General features: G+C 67.0%; 17 protein-coding genes and 1 pseudogene. 7 read left to right on the forward strand and 11 right to left on the reverse strand.

Annotated features, from left to right (window positions below):
- Window positions 1-125: 125 nt before the first annotated feature.
- Window positions 126-1,010, forward strand: a complete 885-nt coding sequence (locus LR394_RS09530) for a helix-turn-helix transcriptional regulator (RefSeq protein WP_231440315.1) — start codon at window positions 126-128, stop codon at window positions 1,008-1,010.
- Here the strand turns inward: LR394_RS09530 and LR394_RS09535 are convergent.
- Window positions 982-1,377, reverse strand: coding sequence for an SMI1/KNR4 family protein (locus tag LR394_RS09535; protein ID WP_231440316.1), 396 nt, complete (start codon window positions 1,375-1,377; stop codon window positions 982-984). The two genes, LR394_RS09530 and LR394_RS09535, sit on opposite strands and share 29 nt — an antisense overlap.
- Before the next feature lie 111 nt (window positions 1,378-1,488).
- Here LR394_RS09535 and LR394_RS09540 point away from each other — a divergent pair, with 111 nt between their 5' ends.
- A complete protein-coding gene (locus LR394_RS09540; protein ID WP_231440317.1) occupies window positions 1,489-2,964 on the forward strand; it encodes an aldehyde dehydrogenase in 1,476 nt (491 codons plus the stop codon).
- A 77-nt stretch (window positions 2,965-3,041) separates the two neighbouring features.
- On the forward strand, window positions 3,042-4,280 hold the full coding sequence (locus tag LR394_RS09545) for an MFS transporter (protein WP_231440318.1): 1,239 nt from the start codon (window positions 3,042-3,044) through the stop codon (window positions 4,278-4,280).
- A gap of 135 nt (window positions 4,281-4,415) precedes the next feature.
- On the opposite strand, the gene LR394_RS09550 is transcribed toward LR394_RS09545, so the two are convergent.
- Window positions 4,416-4,826, reverse strand: a complete 411-nt coding sequence (locus tag LR394_RS09550) for a RidA family protein (RefSeq protein ID WP_231440319.1) — start codon at window positions 4,824-4,826, stop codon at window positions 4,416-4,418.
- A 73-nt stretch (window positions 4,827-4,899) separates the two neighbouring features.
- On the opposite strand from LR394_RS09550, the gene LR394_RS09555 reads away from it, so the two are divergent.
- Window positions 4,900-5,277 (forward strand): winged helix-turn-helix transcriptional regulator, encoded by a 378-nt coding sequence (locus LR394_RS09555; RefSeq protein ID WP_231440320.1) that lies wholly within the window; start codon window positions 4,900-4,902, stop codon window positions 5,275-5,277.
- A 120-nt stretch (window positions 5,278-5,397) separates the two neighbouring features.
- On the opposite strand, the gene LR394_RS09560 is transcribed toward LR394_RS09555, so the two are convergent.
- Window positions 5,398-6,213: an NAD-dependent epimerase/dehydratase family protein gene (locus LR394_RS09560; protein ID WP_231440321.1), complete on the reverse strand. Its 816-nt coding sequence runs from the start codon at window positions 6,211-6,213 to the stop codon at window positions 5,398-5,400.
- A gap of 22 nt (window positions 6,214-6,235) precedes the next feature.
- Window positions 6,236-6,700, reverse strand: coding sequence for a MarR family winged helix-turn-helix transcriptional regulator (locus LR394_RS09565; RefSeq protein WP_231440322.1), 465 nt, complete (start codon window positions 6,698-6,700; stop codon window positions 6,236-6,238).
- A gap of 395 nt (window positions 6,701-7,095) precedes the next feature.
- Between LR394_RS09565 and LR394_RS43585 the strand changes: the two are divergent.
- From LR394_RS43585 to LR394_RS09575, 3 genes and pseudogenes are all read left to right on the forward strand, one after another.
- Window positions 7,096-7,318, forward strand: a pseudogene (locus tag LR394_RS43585) (Uma2 family endonuclease); the annotation flags it as partial.
- 27 nt (window positions 7,319-7,345) lie between these two features.
- A complete protein-coding gene (locus LR394_RS09570) occupies window positions 7,346-7,870 on the forward strand; it encodes a hypothetical protein (protein ID WP_231440323.1) in 525 nt (174 codons plus the stop codon).
- A gap of 317 nt (window positions 7,871-8,187) precedes the next feature.
- Window positions 8,188-9,756 carry a S8 family peptidase gene (locus LR394_RS09575; RefSeq protein ID WP_231440324.1) on the forward strand — a complete coding sequence of 523 codons (1,569 nt, stop codon included), beginning with the start codon at window positions 8,188-8,190 and terminating at the stop codon, window positions 9,754-9,756.
- A gap of 31 nt (window positions 9,757-9,787) precedes the next feature.
- Here the strand turns inward: LR394_RS09575 and LR394_RS09580 are convergent, their stop codons facing one another.
- From LR394_RS09580 to LR394_RS09610, 7 genes are read right to left on the reverse strand one after another with little or no spacing between them, the layout of a single operon-like run.
- Window positions 9,788-10,930 (reverse strand): ABC transporter substrate-binding protein, encoded by a 1,143-nt coding sequence (locus LR394_RS09580; protein ID WP_231440325.1) that lies wholly within the window; start codon window positions 10,928-10,930, stop codon window positions 9,788-9,790.
- Between the two features lie 17 nt (window positions 10,931-10,947).
- The gene (locus tag LR394_RS09585) at window positions 10,948-11,718 is read right to left on the reverse strand and encodes an ABC transporter permease (protein WP_231440326.1); all 771 of its coding nucleotides are present in this window, start codon (window positions 11,716-11,718) and stop codon (window positions 10,948-10,950) included.
- Window positions 11,715-12,509 carry an ABC transporter ATP-binding protein gene (locus tag LR394_RS09590; protein ID WP_231440327.1) on the reverse strand — a complete coding sequence of 265 codons (795 nt, stop codon included), beginning with the start codon at window positions 12,507-12,509 and terminating at the stop codon, window positions 11,715-11,717. Before LR394_RS09590 ends, LR394_RS09585 begins: the two co-directional genes overlap by 4 nt.
- Window positions 12,509-13,372, reverse strand: coding sequence for an ABC transporter permease (locus LR394_RS09595; RefSeq protein WP_231440328.1), 864 nt, complete (start codon window positions 13,370-13,372; stop codon window positions 12,509-12,511). The genes LR394_RS09590 and LR394_RS09595 overlap by 1 nt, the downstream gene beginning before the upstream one ends.
- Before the next feature lie 11 nt (window positions 13,373-13,383).
- Window positions 13,384-14,400, reverse strand: a complete 1,017-nt coding sequence (locus LR394_RS09600) for a TIGR03842 family LLM class F420-dependent oxidoreductase (protein WP_231440329.1) — start codon at window positions 14,398-14,400, stop codon at window positions 13,384-13,386.
- 31 nt (window positions 14,401-14,431) lie between these two features.
- Complete coding sequence (gene hydA / locus LR394_RS09605; RefSeq protein ID WP_231440330.1) at window positions 14,432-15,853, reverse strand: dihydropyrimidinase; 1,422 nt, start codon at window positions 15,851-15,853, stop codon at window positions 14,432-14,434.
- An 8-nt stretch (window positions 15,854-15,861) separates the two neighbouring features.
- On the reverse strand, window positions 15,862-16,710 hold the full coding sequence (locus tag LR394_RS09610; protein WP_231440331.1) for a nitrilase-related carbon-nitrogen hydrolase: 849 nt from the start codon (window positions 16,708-16,710) through the stop codon (window positions 15,862-15,864).
- Window positions 16,711-16,717 lie beyond the last annotated feature (7 nt).

The raw sequence follows: 16,717 nt of genomic DNA on the forward strand, positions 1-16,717 counted from the left end.
AGCTGCGCCGAGGCATTCGGCGCCGGCACCAAGAAACGCCTGTTCGCGAAGCCGTACCAGTGACGCCTTAGCCGGGTAACGCCAGACCCTCCCTGGCCCGCCGTCCGGCCCGTACCGTCGATGGCGTGGACAGGCAGGCTGAGGTGCGCACCTTTCTCACCACCCGTCGCGAGCGGCTGACACCCGAGCAGGCTGGGGTGCCGCTTCCCGGTGGCCGCCGACGGGTGAAGGGACTGCGGCGGGAAGAGGTGGCGATGCTGGCGGGGGTGAGCACCGACTACTACACCCGGATCGAACGCGGCAACCTTTCCGGCGCCTCGGAATCGGTCCTCGACTCCCTGGCCCGCGCCCTGCAGATGGACGAGGCCGAGCGTGTCCACCTTTTCGATCTGGCGGCGATCGCCAACAAATCGGGACGGGCCTCGTCGTCTTCCTCACGATCGCCACGAGTGCGCGAAGGGGTGCAGCGGATCGTGGACAGCATCTCTGCCCCGGCCTACGCGCGGAACACGCATACGGACATCCTGTACGCGAACCGGCTGTGCCGAGCGCTGTTCAGCACCGCCTACTCCGATGCCTCGAGCGGCTTCAACTTCGCCCGTTTCCTGTTCTTGGACCCGCGCTCGCGTGAGTACTACGTCCACTGGGAAACGGTGGCCCGTGATCTGGTCGCGGCACTGCGGGTCGAGGCAGGAAAGAACCCCTACGACCGTGGCCTCAGCGACCTGGTGGGCGAACTGTCCACCCGCAGCGATGAGTTCCGCACCTGGTGGGCCGCCCACAACGTCAAGCTGCACACCCGCTCGACCAAGAAGATGCATCACCCGGCGGTGGGCGAGATCGAGCTGACCGGCGAGGCCCTCGTCCTGCCCGCAGATCCCGGCCTGATCATCGTCACCTACACGGTCGAGCCCAACAGCCCTTCTGAACAGGCGCTCTCCTTCCTGGCCAGCTGGACGGGCGAACAGCCTCCGGCCGCCCTCAACGACATGCGGCCAGAAGCTGGTTGAAATCAGCTGCCACGCTCACGTATTCGTCTTCTCCCCAGCCGAGGTTGCCGGAGTGCGCCCAGACCACCGGCGCGTTCTCAGTGCTGCTGCTGGTGATGGCACGCAGGTCCAGCGCGAAGAAGCCGCCTCCACCATCGAGCGCGAACGGCCAGGCACCGGGCATGTAGATCCCGAACTCATAGGTCTCGTAGAAGCCGGCCATCTGCTCGGGAGAGCCGAGCAGGCCGAGCTCTGCCGACTCCAGCCCGGACGGCAACGCCCCGGGATCCAGCGTAACCAGGCCAACACCTTCGGCGAGCAGGTCGGCCAGCGCTGAGGGGAGCATGGGCTGCCCAGGCGAGGGCGTCGACGCGGTCGGATACTCCATGCGGCCTACCGTAGACGACTGCTACCCCGCCAACGTCAGCCGCGGGGGTCTTCGGATTGTATTACTGGCAGGGCCTGGTTCGGCTCGCAGGAGCGAAATTACCTTCGAGCCATGGAACTTCTCCCCTCAGAAGACACTACGTCCGAACTCCTGCATTACGAACGGCTTTTCATCGGCGGCCGGTGGACGCTCCCCTCGAGCGATGCCACCATCACGGTGATCGCGGCCGGCACCGGCGAAATCGCCGGACGGGTGCCGGAAGCCGTGGAGGCGGACATCGACGCCGCCGTGAGCGCCGCCCGCCAGGCTTTCGACGACCCGGCCGGCTGGTCCACCTGGAACCCGGCCCGCCGCGCCGAGGCTCTGGAGAGCCTGGTCCGCGAGTTGCAGTCCCGCGGACCGGCCATGATCGAGCGTCTGGCCCTGCAGAACGGAATGCCGGTCACCATTGGCCAGGCCGAAACCGAGTTCCCGCTGGCCGTTCTGCGGCACTCCATCGACCTGGCCCGCAACACCCCGGCCGAGCAGCAGCAGCCCCACACCTTCGGCGGCACCTCCACGGTACGCCGCCGGCCACTCGGCGTGGTTGCTGCCATCACCCCCTGGAACTTCCCGCAGATTCTCGCCTCCTTCAAGTACGCAGCCGCGCTCGCCGCCGGATGCACCGTGGTGCTCAAACCCTCGCCGGAGTCAGTGCTGGACGCGATGCTGCTGGCGGAGGCCGTCGAAGCCTCCGACATCCCCGACGGCGTCTTCAACGTCGTGCCCGGTGGACGGGAGGCAGGCGCCCATCTGGTGGTGCATCCCGACGTCGACAAGGTCGCCTTCACCGGGTCCACCCCGGCCGGGCGCCAGATCGCCGAGACGGCCGGGCGCCTGCTGCGGCCGGTCACGCTCGAACTGGGCGGAAAGTCGGCGGCGATCATCCTGGAGGACGCCGACCTGGACCTCAGCCGGATCGCTGACGATCTGTACGCCGCCACCCTGATGAACAGCGGCCAGACCTGCTACATCGCCACCCGCATCCTGGCTCCCCGCTCGCGCTACGAGGAGGTCGTGGACACCTTCGCCCGGTTCGTGAGCTCGCTGAAGGTGGGCGATCCGCGGGACCCCGCGACCCAGGTGGGCCCGGTGATCACCGAGACCCACCGGGAGCGGGTCGAGAGCTTCATCGCCAAGGGGATCAGCGAAGGCGCACGCCTGGTGGCCGGCGGTGGACGCCCGGCCGGCCGGGACCGCGGCTGGTTCCTCGAACCCACCCTCTTCGCCGACGTCGACAACCGTTCCGCCCTGGCCCAGGAAGAGGTCTTCGGGCCGGTGCTGACGATCACTCCCTACACCGACGTCGAGGACGCGATCCGGCTGGCGAACGAATCCGACTACGGCCTCGGCGGTTCGGTCTGGACCCAGAATCTCGAACTGGGCATGGAGGTCGCCCGGCGGGTCCGGACCGGAACCATCGGCGTCAACCGCTACTTCGTCGACCCGGGTGCCCCGTTCGGCGGCGTCAAGTCGAGCGGTCTGGGCCGGGAACTGGGCCCGGACGCCCTCCAGCCCTACCAGGAACTCCAGACCATCTATTCCTGATCCCCGCCCGCCCGGCCGGGTGAGGCCCCGCCCGGGCCCTCACCCGGCCGGGCCCCACCAATCCTGGAGAATCTTCCGTGCCCTCCTCAAAAACCCGTTCTGGCACCGCTTTCGCCGTCATTGCCTCGGCGATCGTCATCACCGCCTTCGCCTCGGGCGCCCCGTCTCCCCTGTACCCGATCTACCAGGAACTCTGGGAGTTCTCAGCGCTGACCCTGACCGCAATCTTCGCGGTCTACGTCGGCGCCATGCTGATCACCCTGCTCACCATGGGCAGCCTGTCCGACCAGATCGGACGGCGTCCGGTGCTCATCACTTCGATGCTCTTGCTGGGCATCTCGATGATCGTGCTGGCCACCGCGGGCGGGGTGAGCGCGCTCGTGCTGGGTCGCATCCTCCAGGGCCTGGCCACCGGTGCACTGCTGGGAACGCTCAGCGCCACCGTGGTCGATCTCCAGCCGAGCCGGCGGGCCGGCGCCCTGGTGAACACCACGGCCATGGTGTTCGGCCTGGGCCTGGGTGTCGCCGCCACCGCGGCACTGGTCGAGTTCGGACCCGCTCCTCGTCATCTGGTTTTCGTCCTGCTGGTCTCGCTCCTGATCATCGGGATCGTCGCAACTGCGACCCTGGTGCCGGAGACGTCCTCGCGCCGCGGAATTTCCTCTCTGGGAGAAGCCCTCGGCATCATGGCCCCGAGAATGTCGGTGCACCCCGAGGTTCGGGCCGCTTTCGCCGCCGGTGTTCCCGTTCTGGTCGCCACCTGGGCGCTCGGCGGGCTCAACCTGTCCCTGGGTTCCTCCATCGCCCGTCAGGTTCTCGAGATCACGAACGTCGCCGTCGTGGGCCTGCTCCTGTCGACCTTCTTCTTCGTCTCAGCGATCACCGCGCTGATCTCCAGCGGCCGCCGGCCGGTTGCGCTGCCGGCCAGCCTGGCACTGCTGATGATCGGCCTCGGCGTTCAGCTCGCCGGAACCCTTCAGGCCTCGGCCTTCGGCTACGTCGTCGGGCTCTTCCTCACCGGCACCGGATTCAGCACGGCCTACGGCGGAGTCGTCGCTTCGCTGTCCCACGTGCCGGCCAGCGCCCGCGGCCAGCTCTTCTCCGTGCTGTACACCGTCTCCTACCTGGCGTTCAGCGTTCCCGCCGTCGCCGGTGGGCTGGCCGTCGACGCCTACGGCCTGCGGCACGCCACCTACGGCTACATCGCGTTCGTGATGCTGATGGTATTCCTGGCCGGGACCTTTCACCTTGCGCGCCGCCGGAACCGCCCCGCGGAAATCCCCGATCCCTCGCACCTGGCGGCTGCCCGCGAGTGACGCCGATCCAGACCGACAACGCCATCAGGCGACGGATCACTCCAAACAGAAGAGAGGCCGGGCCGACACTGTCGGCCCGGCCAGCTGTTCATCGACCAGATCGTCACTGTGAGGATGGACGGAACCCGTTGTCCGTCAGTCGAGGACGGCTTCAGTCTCCAGCTCGACCATCACATCCGGTTCGTAGAGGGACTGCACGCCGATCAGCGAGGTCGGCGGCAGCGGGGACGGAAGGCCGATCTCCGCGGCCACCGACTCGATGCCGGCCATGAAGTCACCCATCTTCTCCGGCTGCCAGTCGGCCACGAAGAACCGCATCCGGGTGACGTCGGCGAAAGCCGCCCCGACGCCCTCCAGCCCGATCTTGGTGTTGCGCAGAACCTGAGCGACCTGGCCGGCCAGATCGCCTGTCGCCACGGCATTCCCGTCCGTGTCGCGGGCGACCTGCCCGGCAATCTGGACAGTTCGGGATCCGGTGCCGATCGAGACATGGTGGTACGGAACGGGCGTCCACATTCCGGGGGGAGTGGTGAGAAGTACTGACATGGTGTTCCTTTCCCTTGTGCGGTTCCCCATGTGTACCTAGTTCCCGAAAGGCGTTTCAACGAGACTAGGTGTCATGGACTACACCACCCACCCCGAACTCCTCGAGGTCCAGGCACCGCATCGTGAACTCCTGGACCAGGTTCTGGACAAATGGTCCCTGCGGGTGCTCGACGAACTGTGCGGACAGCCCATGCGCTTCAACGAACTGCGCCGGGCGATCCCCGCGGTGGGGCAGAAATCGCTGACGACCACCCTGCGACGACTGGAACGCAACGGGATGATCGAGCGTGTCGTGCTCGAGACGCGTCCCGTTGCGGTCGAGTACCGAGTCGCGCCCATCGGAGACACCCTGAACATCCTGGTCGACGGGCTACTGCGGTGGACGACCGAGGTACTGCCGCACGTCGAGCAGGCCCGAGAACGCTTCGACACCGCCAACGATCTGTTGTGAGGTCGCCAAGATCGGGGAGCAGTACTCCCTGCACCAGGAACTGGACTACCCGCGACTACGTTCGGCGCTGGTGAGTGCCGCGGAGGTTTCGTACTGAGCCATTGACGCGGTCACCCGAAGCTACAGCAGGCCGTCCTTGGCTGCCTGATAGACGGTGCGGACGGTGGGTTCGTAGCCGAGGCTGCGGGCCAGGGAGCCGTCGAGACTTCCCGTGTAGGGGTCGGTGACCGGCTCGGCGGACTCGGGGTAGTGCGCGCCGACGACTTGGGCGATCTCGTGCAAGGTGGTCGGCAGGTCGTCGACGATGTTCACCGTGCGGCCGTCGAAAACTCCTGTCAGGGCGAGATTCACGGCAGTGGCGATGTCGCGGTGGTGAACCAGGCTCATCGGCTGGGCCGGGTGCCAGTTCCAGCCACCCAGCAGCTTCGGCGCTGATTCGAGGTGGCCGTCCTGGTCGCCGTAGACGAATCCGAAGCGCAGGACGTTCCAGGTCAGGCCGCTCTCCCGCAGCTCCTTCTCGGCGACGACCTTGGCAGCTGGGTAGGGCATGGCGGGGTTGGTGGGGTCGTCCTCACGGGCCGGGTGGGTGAGCTGGTGGTCGTAGACCAGTCCGGTGCTGGCCATGATGACGCGGGCCTGCGGGGACTGGTTCTTGACGGCCTCGATGAGATTGTGGGTGGCCTCGATGTTGGCCCGCCGGATGAGGTCCGGGTCAGGGGTGCGCAGGACCGCGGCGAGATGAACGACGGCGGTGATGCCTTCGGTGGCCTCGACCAGGCAGGCCGGCTCGAGCAGGTCGCCTTCGACGGCCTCGACGCCTTCAGGAGCTTGCTGGCCGGCTCGGACCAGGGCCCGCACGTCATGTCCGGCGCCGAGCAGGCGCGGCAGAAGGCGGGTGCCGACAAGGCCGGTGGCTCCGGTGACCAAAATCGTCATGGTGGTTCTTCTTTCTGGAGGTTCAATCGGTTTTGTTCAGCCGTTCAGTCGCGGTCCGCAGAACGCGCAGGGTGGTGGCCAGGTCGTCCTGATCCACCCCGGCGAACGCAACGGCGAGAATGTGCTCGATGGGGTTGGGCAGCTCTTCCCACAGCCGTGCGCCCTCAGGCGTGAGACTGACAATGCGCTGGCGCTGATCGCCTGGACCAGTTTCCTGGCCGATGAGGCCTTTTCGGACCAGGGTCGCGACGATGCCGCTCATGCTGGCGCGCTCGATGTCCAGGAGCCGGACCAGATCCCGCTGCGGAGTCGGGCCCTGATGGGCCAGGTGATGCAGCACGTACCACTGCGTGGAACCCAAGCTGTAGGGCCGTAGAACGGAATCGATCATGGCGCGGCTGGCGAAGTAGTACTTCTTCGCCCAGGCGCCGACCGAGTCGTGCTCGACGGGCTCGCTGTGTTCACTGTGTTTCGGTTCGCTGACCACCGGCAGATATTGCTAGGGACCATACAATCGAGTCAAGGTCAGCAGCATGGTTCGACCACCTCCTTCATTCCTCCTGGCATGGATCAGGGCCGACGGAGCGGCCGTGATCGCGCCCCCGATCTGGGGTCAGTGCAACCTGAACGAGTGGTCGGCGAGGCTCTTGCCCGCAATGGGACGTGGACCCGGGGTCACCCGATGCAGCTTTGCTAGGTACCTAACGGAAATCAATCCTGTTAGGTACCTAGCGATCTGTCAAGCCGGACGACTCGTCGCAGTATCGTGCCGTTGGGTAGCCGATCGATCAGGAGGTGCGGATGACCACTGAGATGGTCGCGCCGGCCTGGACGCATGAGCAGGTCACGGCCGACCAGTACGCGACCTGAACGCCAGAGCACCGTCCGGCCCGCCTGTCGGCGAATGCCCTGGACGTAGTGACAGGCCCAGACTGGAGCGCCGACACCGACTTCGATGTACGTCTGCAGGACCTTTCGCTCAACAACCGCCGCCCGAACGTCACCGTGCACCGGTCCGAGACCATCGGCATCAGCCCCACCACCCCGAACACGTCCTCCGCGTGGTCGAAGCGGCCTCCCCGGTCCGGAAACCACCGGCCGCATCAATAGGGATTGGGTTTTAATGATTCCCTTGAACGAACTTGCACAAATGAAGCCACTAACTCTTGCCCGCGCCCTCGACTCCCGTCAATCCAGCAGCAAAGATATCGACAAACAAGAGCATCTGGCGCTCGTTCAATTAATCACGGCTCGAACGATCTCCGTAGCCGATCAAATAAAGCCTGCAGAGCTTGCGCAACTTTGGACGGCTTCCATGAGTACCCTGAAGGCAGCCGAAGAGGTTGGCGTCCTTACGACAGAGGAGGGAATCATCCGCCGCCTAAATTTCATCGCCGCCCTCCTTTTGAAGCTTCCTGCACCTACCGTTGCGCAGATCACAAACGTCAACGAAGTCGTGGATTCCGGACTTCGCCAGATTCCGGTGTCCATCGAGGATGCGCGTGACCTGGCACCAATCTGGCGCGAATTGGAGATTGCTCAGATCAGAACTTTGAGGTCGGCCAAAAACCTTCTCACGCCCATGCTTTTGATTAAGCGCAAATTGCCCAACGCTCGCCTTTCGGGCTGGGAAGAAGTCTTTCCCCTATTACCTTGACGCCCTTTTGCAGAAGCATCGGTGTTGTGGTTTCTGCATCAAGCAGCCCATGAGGCCAAGGTCTGCACCCTCAATACAGACGACTTCTGCGACGTGGCCCGCTTCGATCAAGGACATGCTCACCTGGTTCATGCAGGTGTGCACTGCTTGGTGGGGGTGGCACCTGCGACGTGTGGTCCAGCCACCCGAACTGATCACCGGTGCGTCCACGGACTCGGCCGTACGGCCGAGTCCCGCCGGTAGCCCGTTCTCCTGGGACGACGGGGCGACTACCTTCCAGAGGCGTTCCAGAAACGTCTTTGATCGGGGTTACCAGCATGTCCACGATCTTCCTGAGGCGGGCGATCATCGCCGCGGCCACCACCGCCGGGCTCACCCTGACCGGTACGGCTGCGGCCCAGAGTGCGCCCTACGAGGCTCCTCTGGAGAGGGCTACCGGGCCGGTGATCACCGGCCAGTACATCGTGGTGCTGAAGGAAGCGGGCCGCGGCGCCGACGTCGCCGGGCGGCACGCCGTGGCCACCACGCACGTCTACACGCACGCCCTGCGGGGTTTCGCTGCCCGCCTGAGTCCGGCTCAACTCAAATCCGTGCGGTCCGACCGCACAGTGGCGTACGTCGTGCCGGACGGTATCGTCCAAGCCTCGTCTCCGGTCTCGGCCGAGGGCACGGATAAACCGAAGCCTTCGGTGCCAACGATGAAGGCTCCGAGCGGCAGGCGGAGCGGCCCGGTGGTCGGCGCGTCCGACAGCACCACCCCCAGAAGTGGGCAGAGTAAGCCTCCGTCCTGGGGTCTGGACCGGATCGACCAGCGCGGGCGAACGCTGGACAAGCTCTACCGCTACACCGCGACCGGTTCCGGGGTGACGGCCTACGTGATCGACACCGGTATCCAGGCCAAGCACAAGGACTTCGGAAAGCGGGTGGTCGCGGGATTCACTGCGGTGTCGGACGGCCGGGGCACAACCGACTGCAACGGGCACGGCACGCATGTCTCCGGCACCATCGGCGGTAGCACCTACGGGGTGGCCAAGCAGGTGACTCTGGTGCCGGTGCGGGTGCTGGGCTGCAAGGGCAACGGAGCCCAGTCGGGGGTCTTGGCGGGCGTCGACTACGTGACGTATACGCATACCGGGCCGTCGGTGGCCAACATGAGCCTGGGCGGCGGCTACAACCAGGCGCTCAACGACGCGGTCACCACGTCGATCCTGTCCGGTGTGACCTACGTGGTGGCGGCGGGCAACTTCAACGACAACGCCTGCTCCTACTCACCGTCGTCCGCGCCGGGCACGGTCACCGTCGGCTCGACCGATGTCAACGACAAGCGCTCCTCGTTCAGCAACAAGGGCCCGTGCGTGGATCTTTTCGCCCCGGGCGAGAAGATCGTGTCGGCCTGGATCGGTGGCGACACCGCCTCGAAGACGATCAGCGGCACGTCCATGGCCTCACCCCATGTCGCGGGTCTGGCTGCGCTGTATCTGCAGGCCGCCCCGTATGCCGCTCCGCTCACCGTGGCCTCGGTGCTGCTGACATCGGCCGTGCCGAACGTGGTCGGTGACCCGGCCGGGTCCTCGAACCTGCTGGCCCGTAAGTGGAACGGCCAGCTGGCCAAGGTCGGCGACGTGAATTTCGAGCCGGACGACAAGAACTGGTACCAGGCCAACAGCGGGTACATCACCGCCACGCTCCAGGGAACGGCCGGCACCGACCCGGATCTGCACCTGTTCCGGTGGGACGGGTCCGCCTGGGTGATTGTGGCCAGCTCAGCCACCAAGAGTGCGAAAGAACAGCTGGCTCACAACGCTTCTCCTGGGTACTACGCGCTGGGAATCCACGCCCACCGCGGGGTCGGCACCTACGACGTGTGGTCCACGCACCCGAGCTGACCGGGCCGGCGACGCCCGGTCAGCGCTGAGGTCAGGCCCCGCCCTCGGCGAGGGTGACCGTCTCCGGCGAGTACGACTCGCCCGTGACGTCCACCCCGTCATCCTTCAGGTTCTCCAGGGCCTGGCTGACATACTCGTTGGTGAACGCCTCGCCCTCGGGCGCCTTGGTCAGCACGGTCTGCCCCTCGGCGTTCCGGGTGTCCTGGGCGATGCTGACGGTCTGGTCCCAGGCCGCCTGATCGATCATCCCGGCGCCGCCCTCGGCCGGCCAGATCAGCCGGTTCACCTCGTTCATCTGCCAGAGCTGATGGCTGGCACCCAGTTTGGAGCCCTTGGCCACCACGATGTCCCGGCAGGCCTCGGCCTCGTCCCGGCAGTACGCCCAGCCCCGCAGACTCGCTTCGACGAACTTGACCGTGGTGTCCTGGTAGGCCGCATCGCTGCTCAGCTTCTCGGTGTTGGCCCAGATCGCGTCCTGGTACATCGCCGTGCCCTCGTCCTCCCAGCTGATCGTGCTGAAATCATCCGGGGTGTACAGCTTTCCGGTGTCCGGGTTCACGGCCTCCAGCACCTGCGCGTACTCGTTGTAGTTCATTGCCTGGGCCGCGTCGATGTCACCGTTCAGCAGCGCCTGCATGTCGAACTGCTGCTGCACCAGGGTCACGTCCTTGCCCGGGTCGATCCCGGCCTTGGTCATCCCGGCGAACAGCTCGAACTCGTTGCCGAAGCCCCAGTTCCCGACCTTCTTGCCCTTCAGGTCGGCCGCCGTGGTGATGTTCCGGTCCTTGAAGCTGACCTGCCGGGTGCCCGAGCGCTGGAAGACCTGTGCCACGTCGGTGATCCCGGCACCCTGCTCGCGCGAGGCCAGTGCCTTCGGCACCCAGGCGATCGCGAAGTCGGCCTGCCCCTGGGCCAGCACGGTCTGCGGCACGATGTCGGTGCCACCCTCCAGGATCGTCACGTCGAGACCGGCATCGGCGTAGTAGCCCTGCTCCACCGCCGCGTAGTAGCCGGCGAACTGGGCCTGGGTGAACCACTGCAACTGCAGCTTCACCGGGACCGGCCCGCCTTCGGGGCCGGCCGTGTCGGTCACTCCACCGGAGGTGGTGGTGCAGGCGGTCAGCGCCAGGGCAGCCAGCGCAGCACCGAGGGAGATCCTGGATCGGGGGCTCACGGTATACCTCAGCTCGTCTAGGAGATCGGGACACGACCGCGGCTCGCCAGACGCTCAGCAGCGAGCGCGGCGAGGTAGAACACGAGCCCGAGGCCGATCGCGGCCACGACATAGGCCCAGGCCCGGGCATAGGCGGTGTTGGCGGCGGCCGAGGTGATCCGGCTGCCCAACCCGTTCTGCAGGCCACCGAAGTACTCGGCGACCACGGCGGAGATCACGGCCAGGGAGGCGGCGACCCGGATTCCGGTGAACAGGTAGGGCACCGCCCCCGGAAGCCGGACCAGCCGGGTCAGGGTCCAGCCGCCGACGGCGTAGCTGCGCATCAGCTCGGCGTGCACCTGCTCGATCCGGGTCAGGCCGCGCACGGTGGTGACGAAGACCGGGAAGAAGGCGACGATGGCGACCACGATGCGGCGCGGCAGGTCGCTGGTGGCCGAGAACATGATGGACAGCACCGGGGCCAGCGCGACGATCGGCATGGCGCTGACCGCCGAGGCCAGCGGAGTCAGCAGCCGTTCGACCGGCGGTACCCAGACCGCCACGACCGCTGCGGCAACCGCCAGGGCGATCCCGGCCAGCAGCCCGACCAGCGCGTTGGTCCCGCTGGCCCGGCTCGCAGTCAGGATGTCCGAGAAGTTCTGCCGCACCTGGGTTCCGATCGCCTCCGGACTGGGCAGCAGGTAGCCGGGGATGTCGCGCAGGTCGACCACCAACTGCCAGAACACCAGCAAAAGGACGCCCGCCAGCACGGGAGTGAGGATCCGCCGGGTGGCGAGGACGATGGTCACGACAGTTCCACCGAGGCGCGGGCCCGGAGAGCCTCCCGCACAGCGGTCACGGCGGCGAAGAACCCCGGTTCCTCACGGGTGTCCTCGTTCCGATCAGACAGCTCGATCGGGACGACCGCGCTGATCCGGCCGGGTCGCGGGGACATCACCACCACCCGGTCGCTGAGATAGACCGCCTCCGGGATCGAGTGGGTCACGAAGATCACCGCACAGCCGGTCTGGGTGCTCAGGCGTACCAGTTCGCCCTGCATCCGCTCCCGCGTCATCTCGTCCAGGGCCCCGAACGGCTCGTCCATCAGCAGCAGCCGGGGCCGTTCGGCCAGAGCCCGGGCGATCGCCACCCGCTGCTGCATGCCGCCGGAGAGCTGGTCCGGCCGGTGTCCGGCGAACTCGGCCAGCCCGACCAGTTCGAGCAGCTCGTCCGCCCGGGCGGCCCGCCCGGCGCGGCCCATGCCGTGCACCTGCAGCGGCAGCTCGACGTTGGCCCGCACACTGCGCCAGGGCAGCAGCCCTGCGGCCTGGAACGCGATGCCGTAGTCCTGGTCGAGCCGGGCCTGGTGAGCGCTCTTGCCGAACACGCTGATCGTGCCCGCACTCGGCCGTTCCAGGTCGGCCACCAGCCGCATCAGCGTGCTCTTGCCGCAGCCGGAAGGCCCGATCAGCGACACGAACTCCCCCGGCGCGACGGCGAGGTCGATCCCGCTGAGCGCCGTCACCGCCCCGGCCCGCCCCGCGTCGAAGGTCTTGTCCACCCCGGTCAGGCTCACCGCAGCGACACTCTGGTCGGTCATCAGGCACCTGCCGGGTTGAAACGGGCGAGAGCAAGGTCGAGCGCACTGACCAGGGCGGCCACCACCAGCCCGAGCGCGGCCGCGCCGGCGATCGCGGTCCAGGGCCGGGCCGGATCACCGGTGGCCGCCTGGGCGTACTCGATGATCAGCCGGCCGATCCCGCCCCGGGTCCCGGTGGAGATCTCCGCGACGATCGTGCCGATCACCGACGCGGCCGCGGCCAGGCGCAGGGCCGGCACCAGGTGGCCCACGCTGGCCGGTAACCGCAGCCGGACCAGGGTCTGCCACCAGGAGGCCGCGTAGGCCTGCATCAGGGCGATCTGGGCGGGCCCCGGTGAGTCCAGCCCGCGCAGCATCCCCACCGCCACCGGGAAGAAGGCCAGATAGCCGGAAATCACCGCCACCGACATCCACGGTTGCCACGGCTGACCCAGCACCGCGAGCTGGCCGCCCCAGCCGACCACGACCGGGGCGATCGCCACCAGCGGCACCGTCTGGCTGATCACCACGTACGGCAGCAGCGCATCGCGGGCGGTACGGAACCGCTGCATCAGCACCGCCAGCGCAACGCCCACCAGCACCCCACCGAGCCAGCCGGCCAGCGAGATCCGGAAACTGAACCAGGCCGCTCTCAGCACCGCGACCAGCACCGAAGAACTGCCCTCGGCCGAGATCTCAGGCTGGGTGAAGCGCTCGGCCACCGTCCAGACGTGCGGCATCGAGCTGTCGTCGGCCCGCGGCAGCAGCCGCACCTCGTTCACCGACCAGCCCTGCGGTGAACCGACCAGCTTGTACCCCTCCCAGAGCAGGAGGATCACCGCCAAGGCCGCGCCGCCGTACAGGACCGATCGCAGCCGCACCACGAAAGCTGCTCTCACGCCTTGGCCGTCGGCAGCTCGCGGACCGCGGGAATCACGGCCTCGCCGTAGGCCTCCAGGGTCTGGGCCTTGCCGTCGTGCTGAAGGTAGACCGCGAACTGGTCAACCCCGAGATCCCTCAGCTCCTGCAGCCTTTCGACCTGGTAGGCCGGGCTCCCCAGCAGGCAGAAACGATCGATCACCTCGTCGGGCACGAAGTCGGCGTGCGTGTTGCCGGCCCGCCCGTGCTGGTTGTAGTCGTAACCCTGCCGAGTCTTGATGTAGTCGGTCAGGGCGCTCGGAACCATCCCGCCCTCGCCGTAACGGGCCACCAGGTCGGCCACGTGGTTACCGACCATCCCACCGAACCAGCGGCACTGGTCACGCATGTGGGCCAGGTCGTCCCCGACGTAGGCCGGAGCCGCGACGCAGATCGTCACCGCGTCCGGATCCCGCCCGGCCTGCTCGGCCGCCTGGCGCACCGCCCGCACCGTCCACTCCACGATCGCCGGATCGGCCAGCTGCAGGATGAACCCGTCCCCGACCTGACCGGTCAGCTCCAGGGCCTTCGGCCCGTAGCCGGCCACCCAGACCTCCAGCCGGGAGTCCGCGCCCCAGGGAAAACGCAGTGTGGCGCCGTTGATCTCCACCGCCCGGCCGTTGCCCAGCTCCCGGATCACGTGAATGCTCTCGCGCAGCGTGGCCAGCGTGGTCGGCCTGCCGTTGAGCACCCGGACCGCCGAGTCTCCCCGGCCGATCCCGCAGATCGTCCGGTTACCGAACATCTCGTTCAGCGTGGCGAAGTGCGAGGCCGTCACCGTCCAGTCCCGGGTGGCCGGGTTGGTCACCATCGGCCCGACCACCACCTTGCGGGTGGCGGCCAGGATCTGGCTGTAGATGACGTACGGCTCCTGCCACAGCAGGTGGGAGTCGAAGGTCCAGACGTGACTGAACCCGTGCAGCTCGGCCTGACGCGCCAGCTCGACCACCCGCGCAGCCGGAGGATTCGTCTGAAGGACCACACCGACGTCCATACGCAGTTCCCCTCCCGAAAGACAGCAGCGGTCAGCTGAGGTACTGCGACAAGCCCCGTTTGACGTACTGACCGTGCCCCGCCCGGCCGAGGAAGGCACCGTCGTCGACAATCACGCTGCCCCGGGACAGCACCGTGTCCACGTGGCCGTCGATCTCGAAACCCTCCCAGGCCGAGTAGTCCATGTTCATGTGATGGGTCTTGCCCAGCCCGATACTGGTGTGGCCCTTCGGGTCGTAGATCACCACATCGGCATCGGCCCCGGGCTGGATCACCCCTTTGCGCCCGTACAGGCCGAACATCCGGGCCGGTGTGGTGGACGTGATCTCGACCCAGCGCTCCAGCGTGATCTCACCGCTGACCACGCCCTGGTACATCAGGTCCATCCGGTGCTCGACCGAGCCGATCCCGTTGGGGATCTTCGAGAAGTCCCCGATCCCCATCTCTTTCTGGTCCTTCATGCAGAAGGGACAATGATCGGTGGAGACCATCTGGATGTCGTTGGTGCGCAGGCTCTGCCACATGTGTGACTGATGCCCCTCGGCCCGCGAGCGCAACGGCGTCGAGCAGACCCACTTGGCCCCCTCGAAACCCGGCGCCCCGAGCTGCTCCTCCAGGCTGAGATACAGGTACTGGGGGCAAGTCTCACCGAAGACGTTCAGCCCCCGGTCCCGGGCCGCCGCGATCTGCGCCACCGCCTGCTTGGCCGACACGTGCACCACGTACAGCGGCGCCCCGGTCAGATCGGCGATCATGATCGCCCGATGGGTGGCCTCCTCCTCGGCCTGCCAGGGCCTGGTCAGCCCGTGGTAGTAGGGCGAGGTGTTGCCGGCCGAGACCGCCTGCTGCACCAGAACATCGATCATCGCGCCGTTCTCGGCGTGCATCATCATCAGGGCCCCGTTCTCGGACCCCTTCTGGAACGCCCGCAGAATCTGCCCGTCGTCGGACAGGAACACACCCTTGTAGGCCATGAACAGCTTGAAACTGGTCACACCCTCGGCGATCAGCTCGTCCATCGCCTTGAGCGAGTCGTCCTGGACGTCGGACAGGATCTGGTGAAAACCGTAGTCGATCGCGCAGTTCCCGGCCGCCTTGTCCTGCCAGACCTGGTACTGCTCCAGCGGACGCTGGTCCGGGTACTGCACCACGAAGTCCACGATCGTGGTGGTACCGCCCCAGGCCGCAGCCGTGGTGCCGGTCTCGAAGGTGTCCGAGGCGAAGGTGCCGCCGAACGGCATCTCCATGTGGGTGTGCGCATCCACCCCGCCGGGTACCACGTACTTGCCGGACGCGTCGATCACCACATCCACGCTCGCGGCCAGATCGTGGCCGAGCACCGTGGAACCGGGCGCGAGCACCGCGGCGATCGTCCCGCCGTCGATCAGGACGTCCATCTTCGCCGAACCGGTGGCACCGACCACGAGGCCACCGGTGATCAGAGTGGTTGCCATGGAGCTCCTTACGGCTTGGTTATCGCGGTGTAGCTGTCGGGGCGGCGGTCCCGGAAGAACTGCCAGTCGTTGCGCACCTGGCGGATCATGTCCAGATCCAGGTCCCGCACCACCAGGTCCTCACTGGTCTCGCTCCCCCGATCGCCGACGAAGTTGCCCTGCGGATCGAGGAACTGGCTCTTGCCGTAGAAGCTGACGGCCAGATCGCCGTACTCGTTGTCCTCCGAGCCGACCCGGTTCGGGGCCGCCACGAAGTACCCGTTCGCGGCCGCGGCCGCGGCCTGCTCGATGTCCCAGAGCCGGTTCGACAGGCCGGGTTTGGTGGCATTGGGATTGAAGACGATCTCGGCGCCGCCCAGCCCGAGCTCGCGCCAGCCTTCGGGAAAGTGCCGGTCGTAGCAGATGTAGACGCCGATCCTGCCGACCGAGGTCGCGAACACCGGGTAGCCGAGATTGCCCGGGCGGAAGTAGAACTTCTCCCAGAACTTGTCCAGGTGCGGCAGATGGTGCTTGCGGTACTTGCCCAGCACCGAGCCGTCGGCCTCGACCACCACCGCAGTGTTGTAGTAGACGCCGGGCATCTCCTGCTCGTAGATCGGCAGGACCATCACCATCTGCAGTTCCGCGGCCAGGGCGGCGAAACGCTGCACCACCGGGCCGTCGGCCGGCTCGGCGTAGTCGTAGTACTTGGCGTCCTCGGTGATCCCGAAATACGGCCCGTAGAAGAGCTCTTGAAAGCAGATGACCCGGGCCCCCTGGTCCGCCGCGTCCCGGGCGAACCTCTCGTGCCGCAGGAGCATCGACTCCTTGTCACCGGTCCAGGTGGTCTGACTGATCGCGGCGCGAACGACGGGCATGCCCTCC

This window comes from Kineosporia babensis, assembly GCF_021129305.1.
GTDB classification, from domain to species: Bacteria; Actinomycetota; Actinomycetes; order Actinomycetales; family Kineosporiaceae; genus Kineosporia; species Kineosporia babensis.

Coding starts and splice junctions, on each gene's coding strand:
- LR394_RS09535 (WP_231440316.1), bottom strand. CDS start 1,377: ATGGAGTATCCGACCGCGTCGACGCCCTCGCCTGGGCAGCCCATGCTC.
- LR394_RS09540 (WP_231440317.1), top strand. CDS start 1,489: ATGGAACTTCTCCCCTCAGAAGACACTACGTCCGAACTCCTGCATTAC.
- LR394_RS09550 (WP_231440319.1), bottom strand. CDS start 4,826: ATGTCAGTACTTCTCACCACTCCCCCCGGAATGTGGACGCCCGTTCCG.
- LR394_RS09555 (WP_231440320.1), top strand. CDS start 4,900: ATGGACTACACCACCCACCCCGAACTCCTCGAGGTCCAGGCACCGCAT.
- LR394_RS09560 (WP_231440321.1), bottom strand. CDS start 6,213: ATGACGATTTTGGTCACCGGAGCCACCGGCCTTGTCGGCACCCGCCTT.
- LR394_RS09575 (WP_231440324.1), top strand. CDS start 8,188: ATGTCCACGATCTTCCTGAGGCGGGCGATCATCGCCGCGGCCACCACC.
- LR394_RS09590 (WP_231440327.1), bottom strand. CDS start 12,509: ATGACCGACCAGAGTGTCGCTGCGGTGAGCCTGACCGGGGTGGACAAG.
- LR394_RS09600 (WP_231440329.1), bottom strand. CDS start 14,400: ATGGACGTCGGTGTGGTCCTTCAGACGAATCCTCCGGCTGCGCGGGTG.
- hydA (WP_231440330.1), bottom strand. CDS start 15,853: ATGGCAACCACTCTGATCACCGGTGGCCTCGTGGTCGGTGCCACCGGT.
- LR394_RS09610 (WP_231440331.1), bottom strand. CDS start 16,710: ATGCCCGTCGTTCGCGCCGCGATCAGTCAGACCACCTGGACCGGTGAC.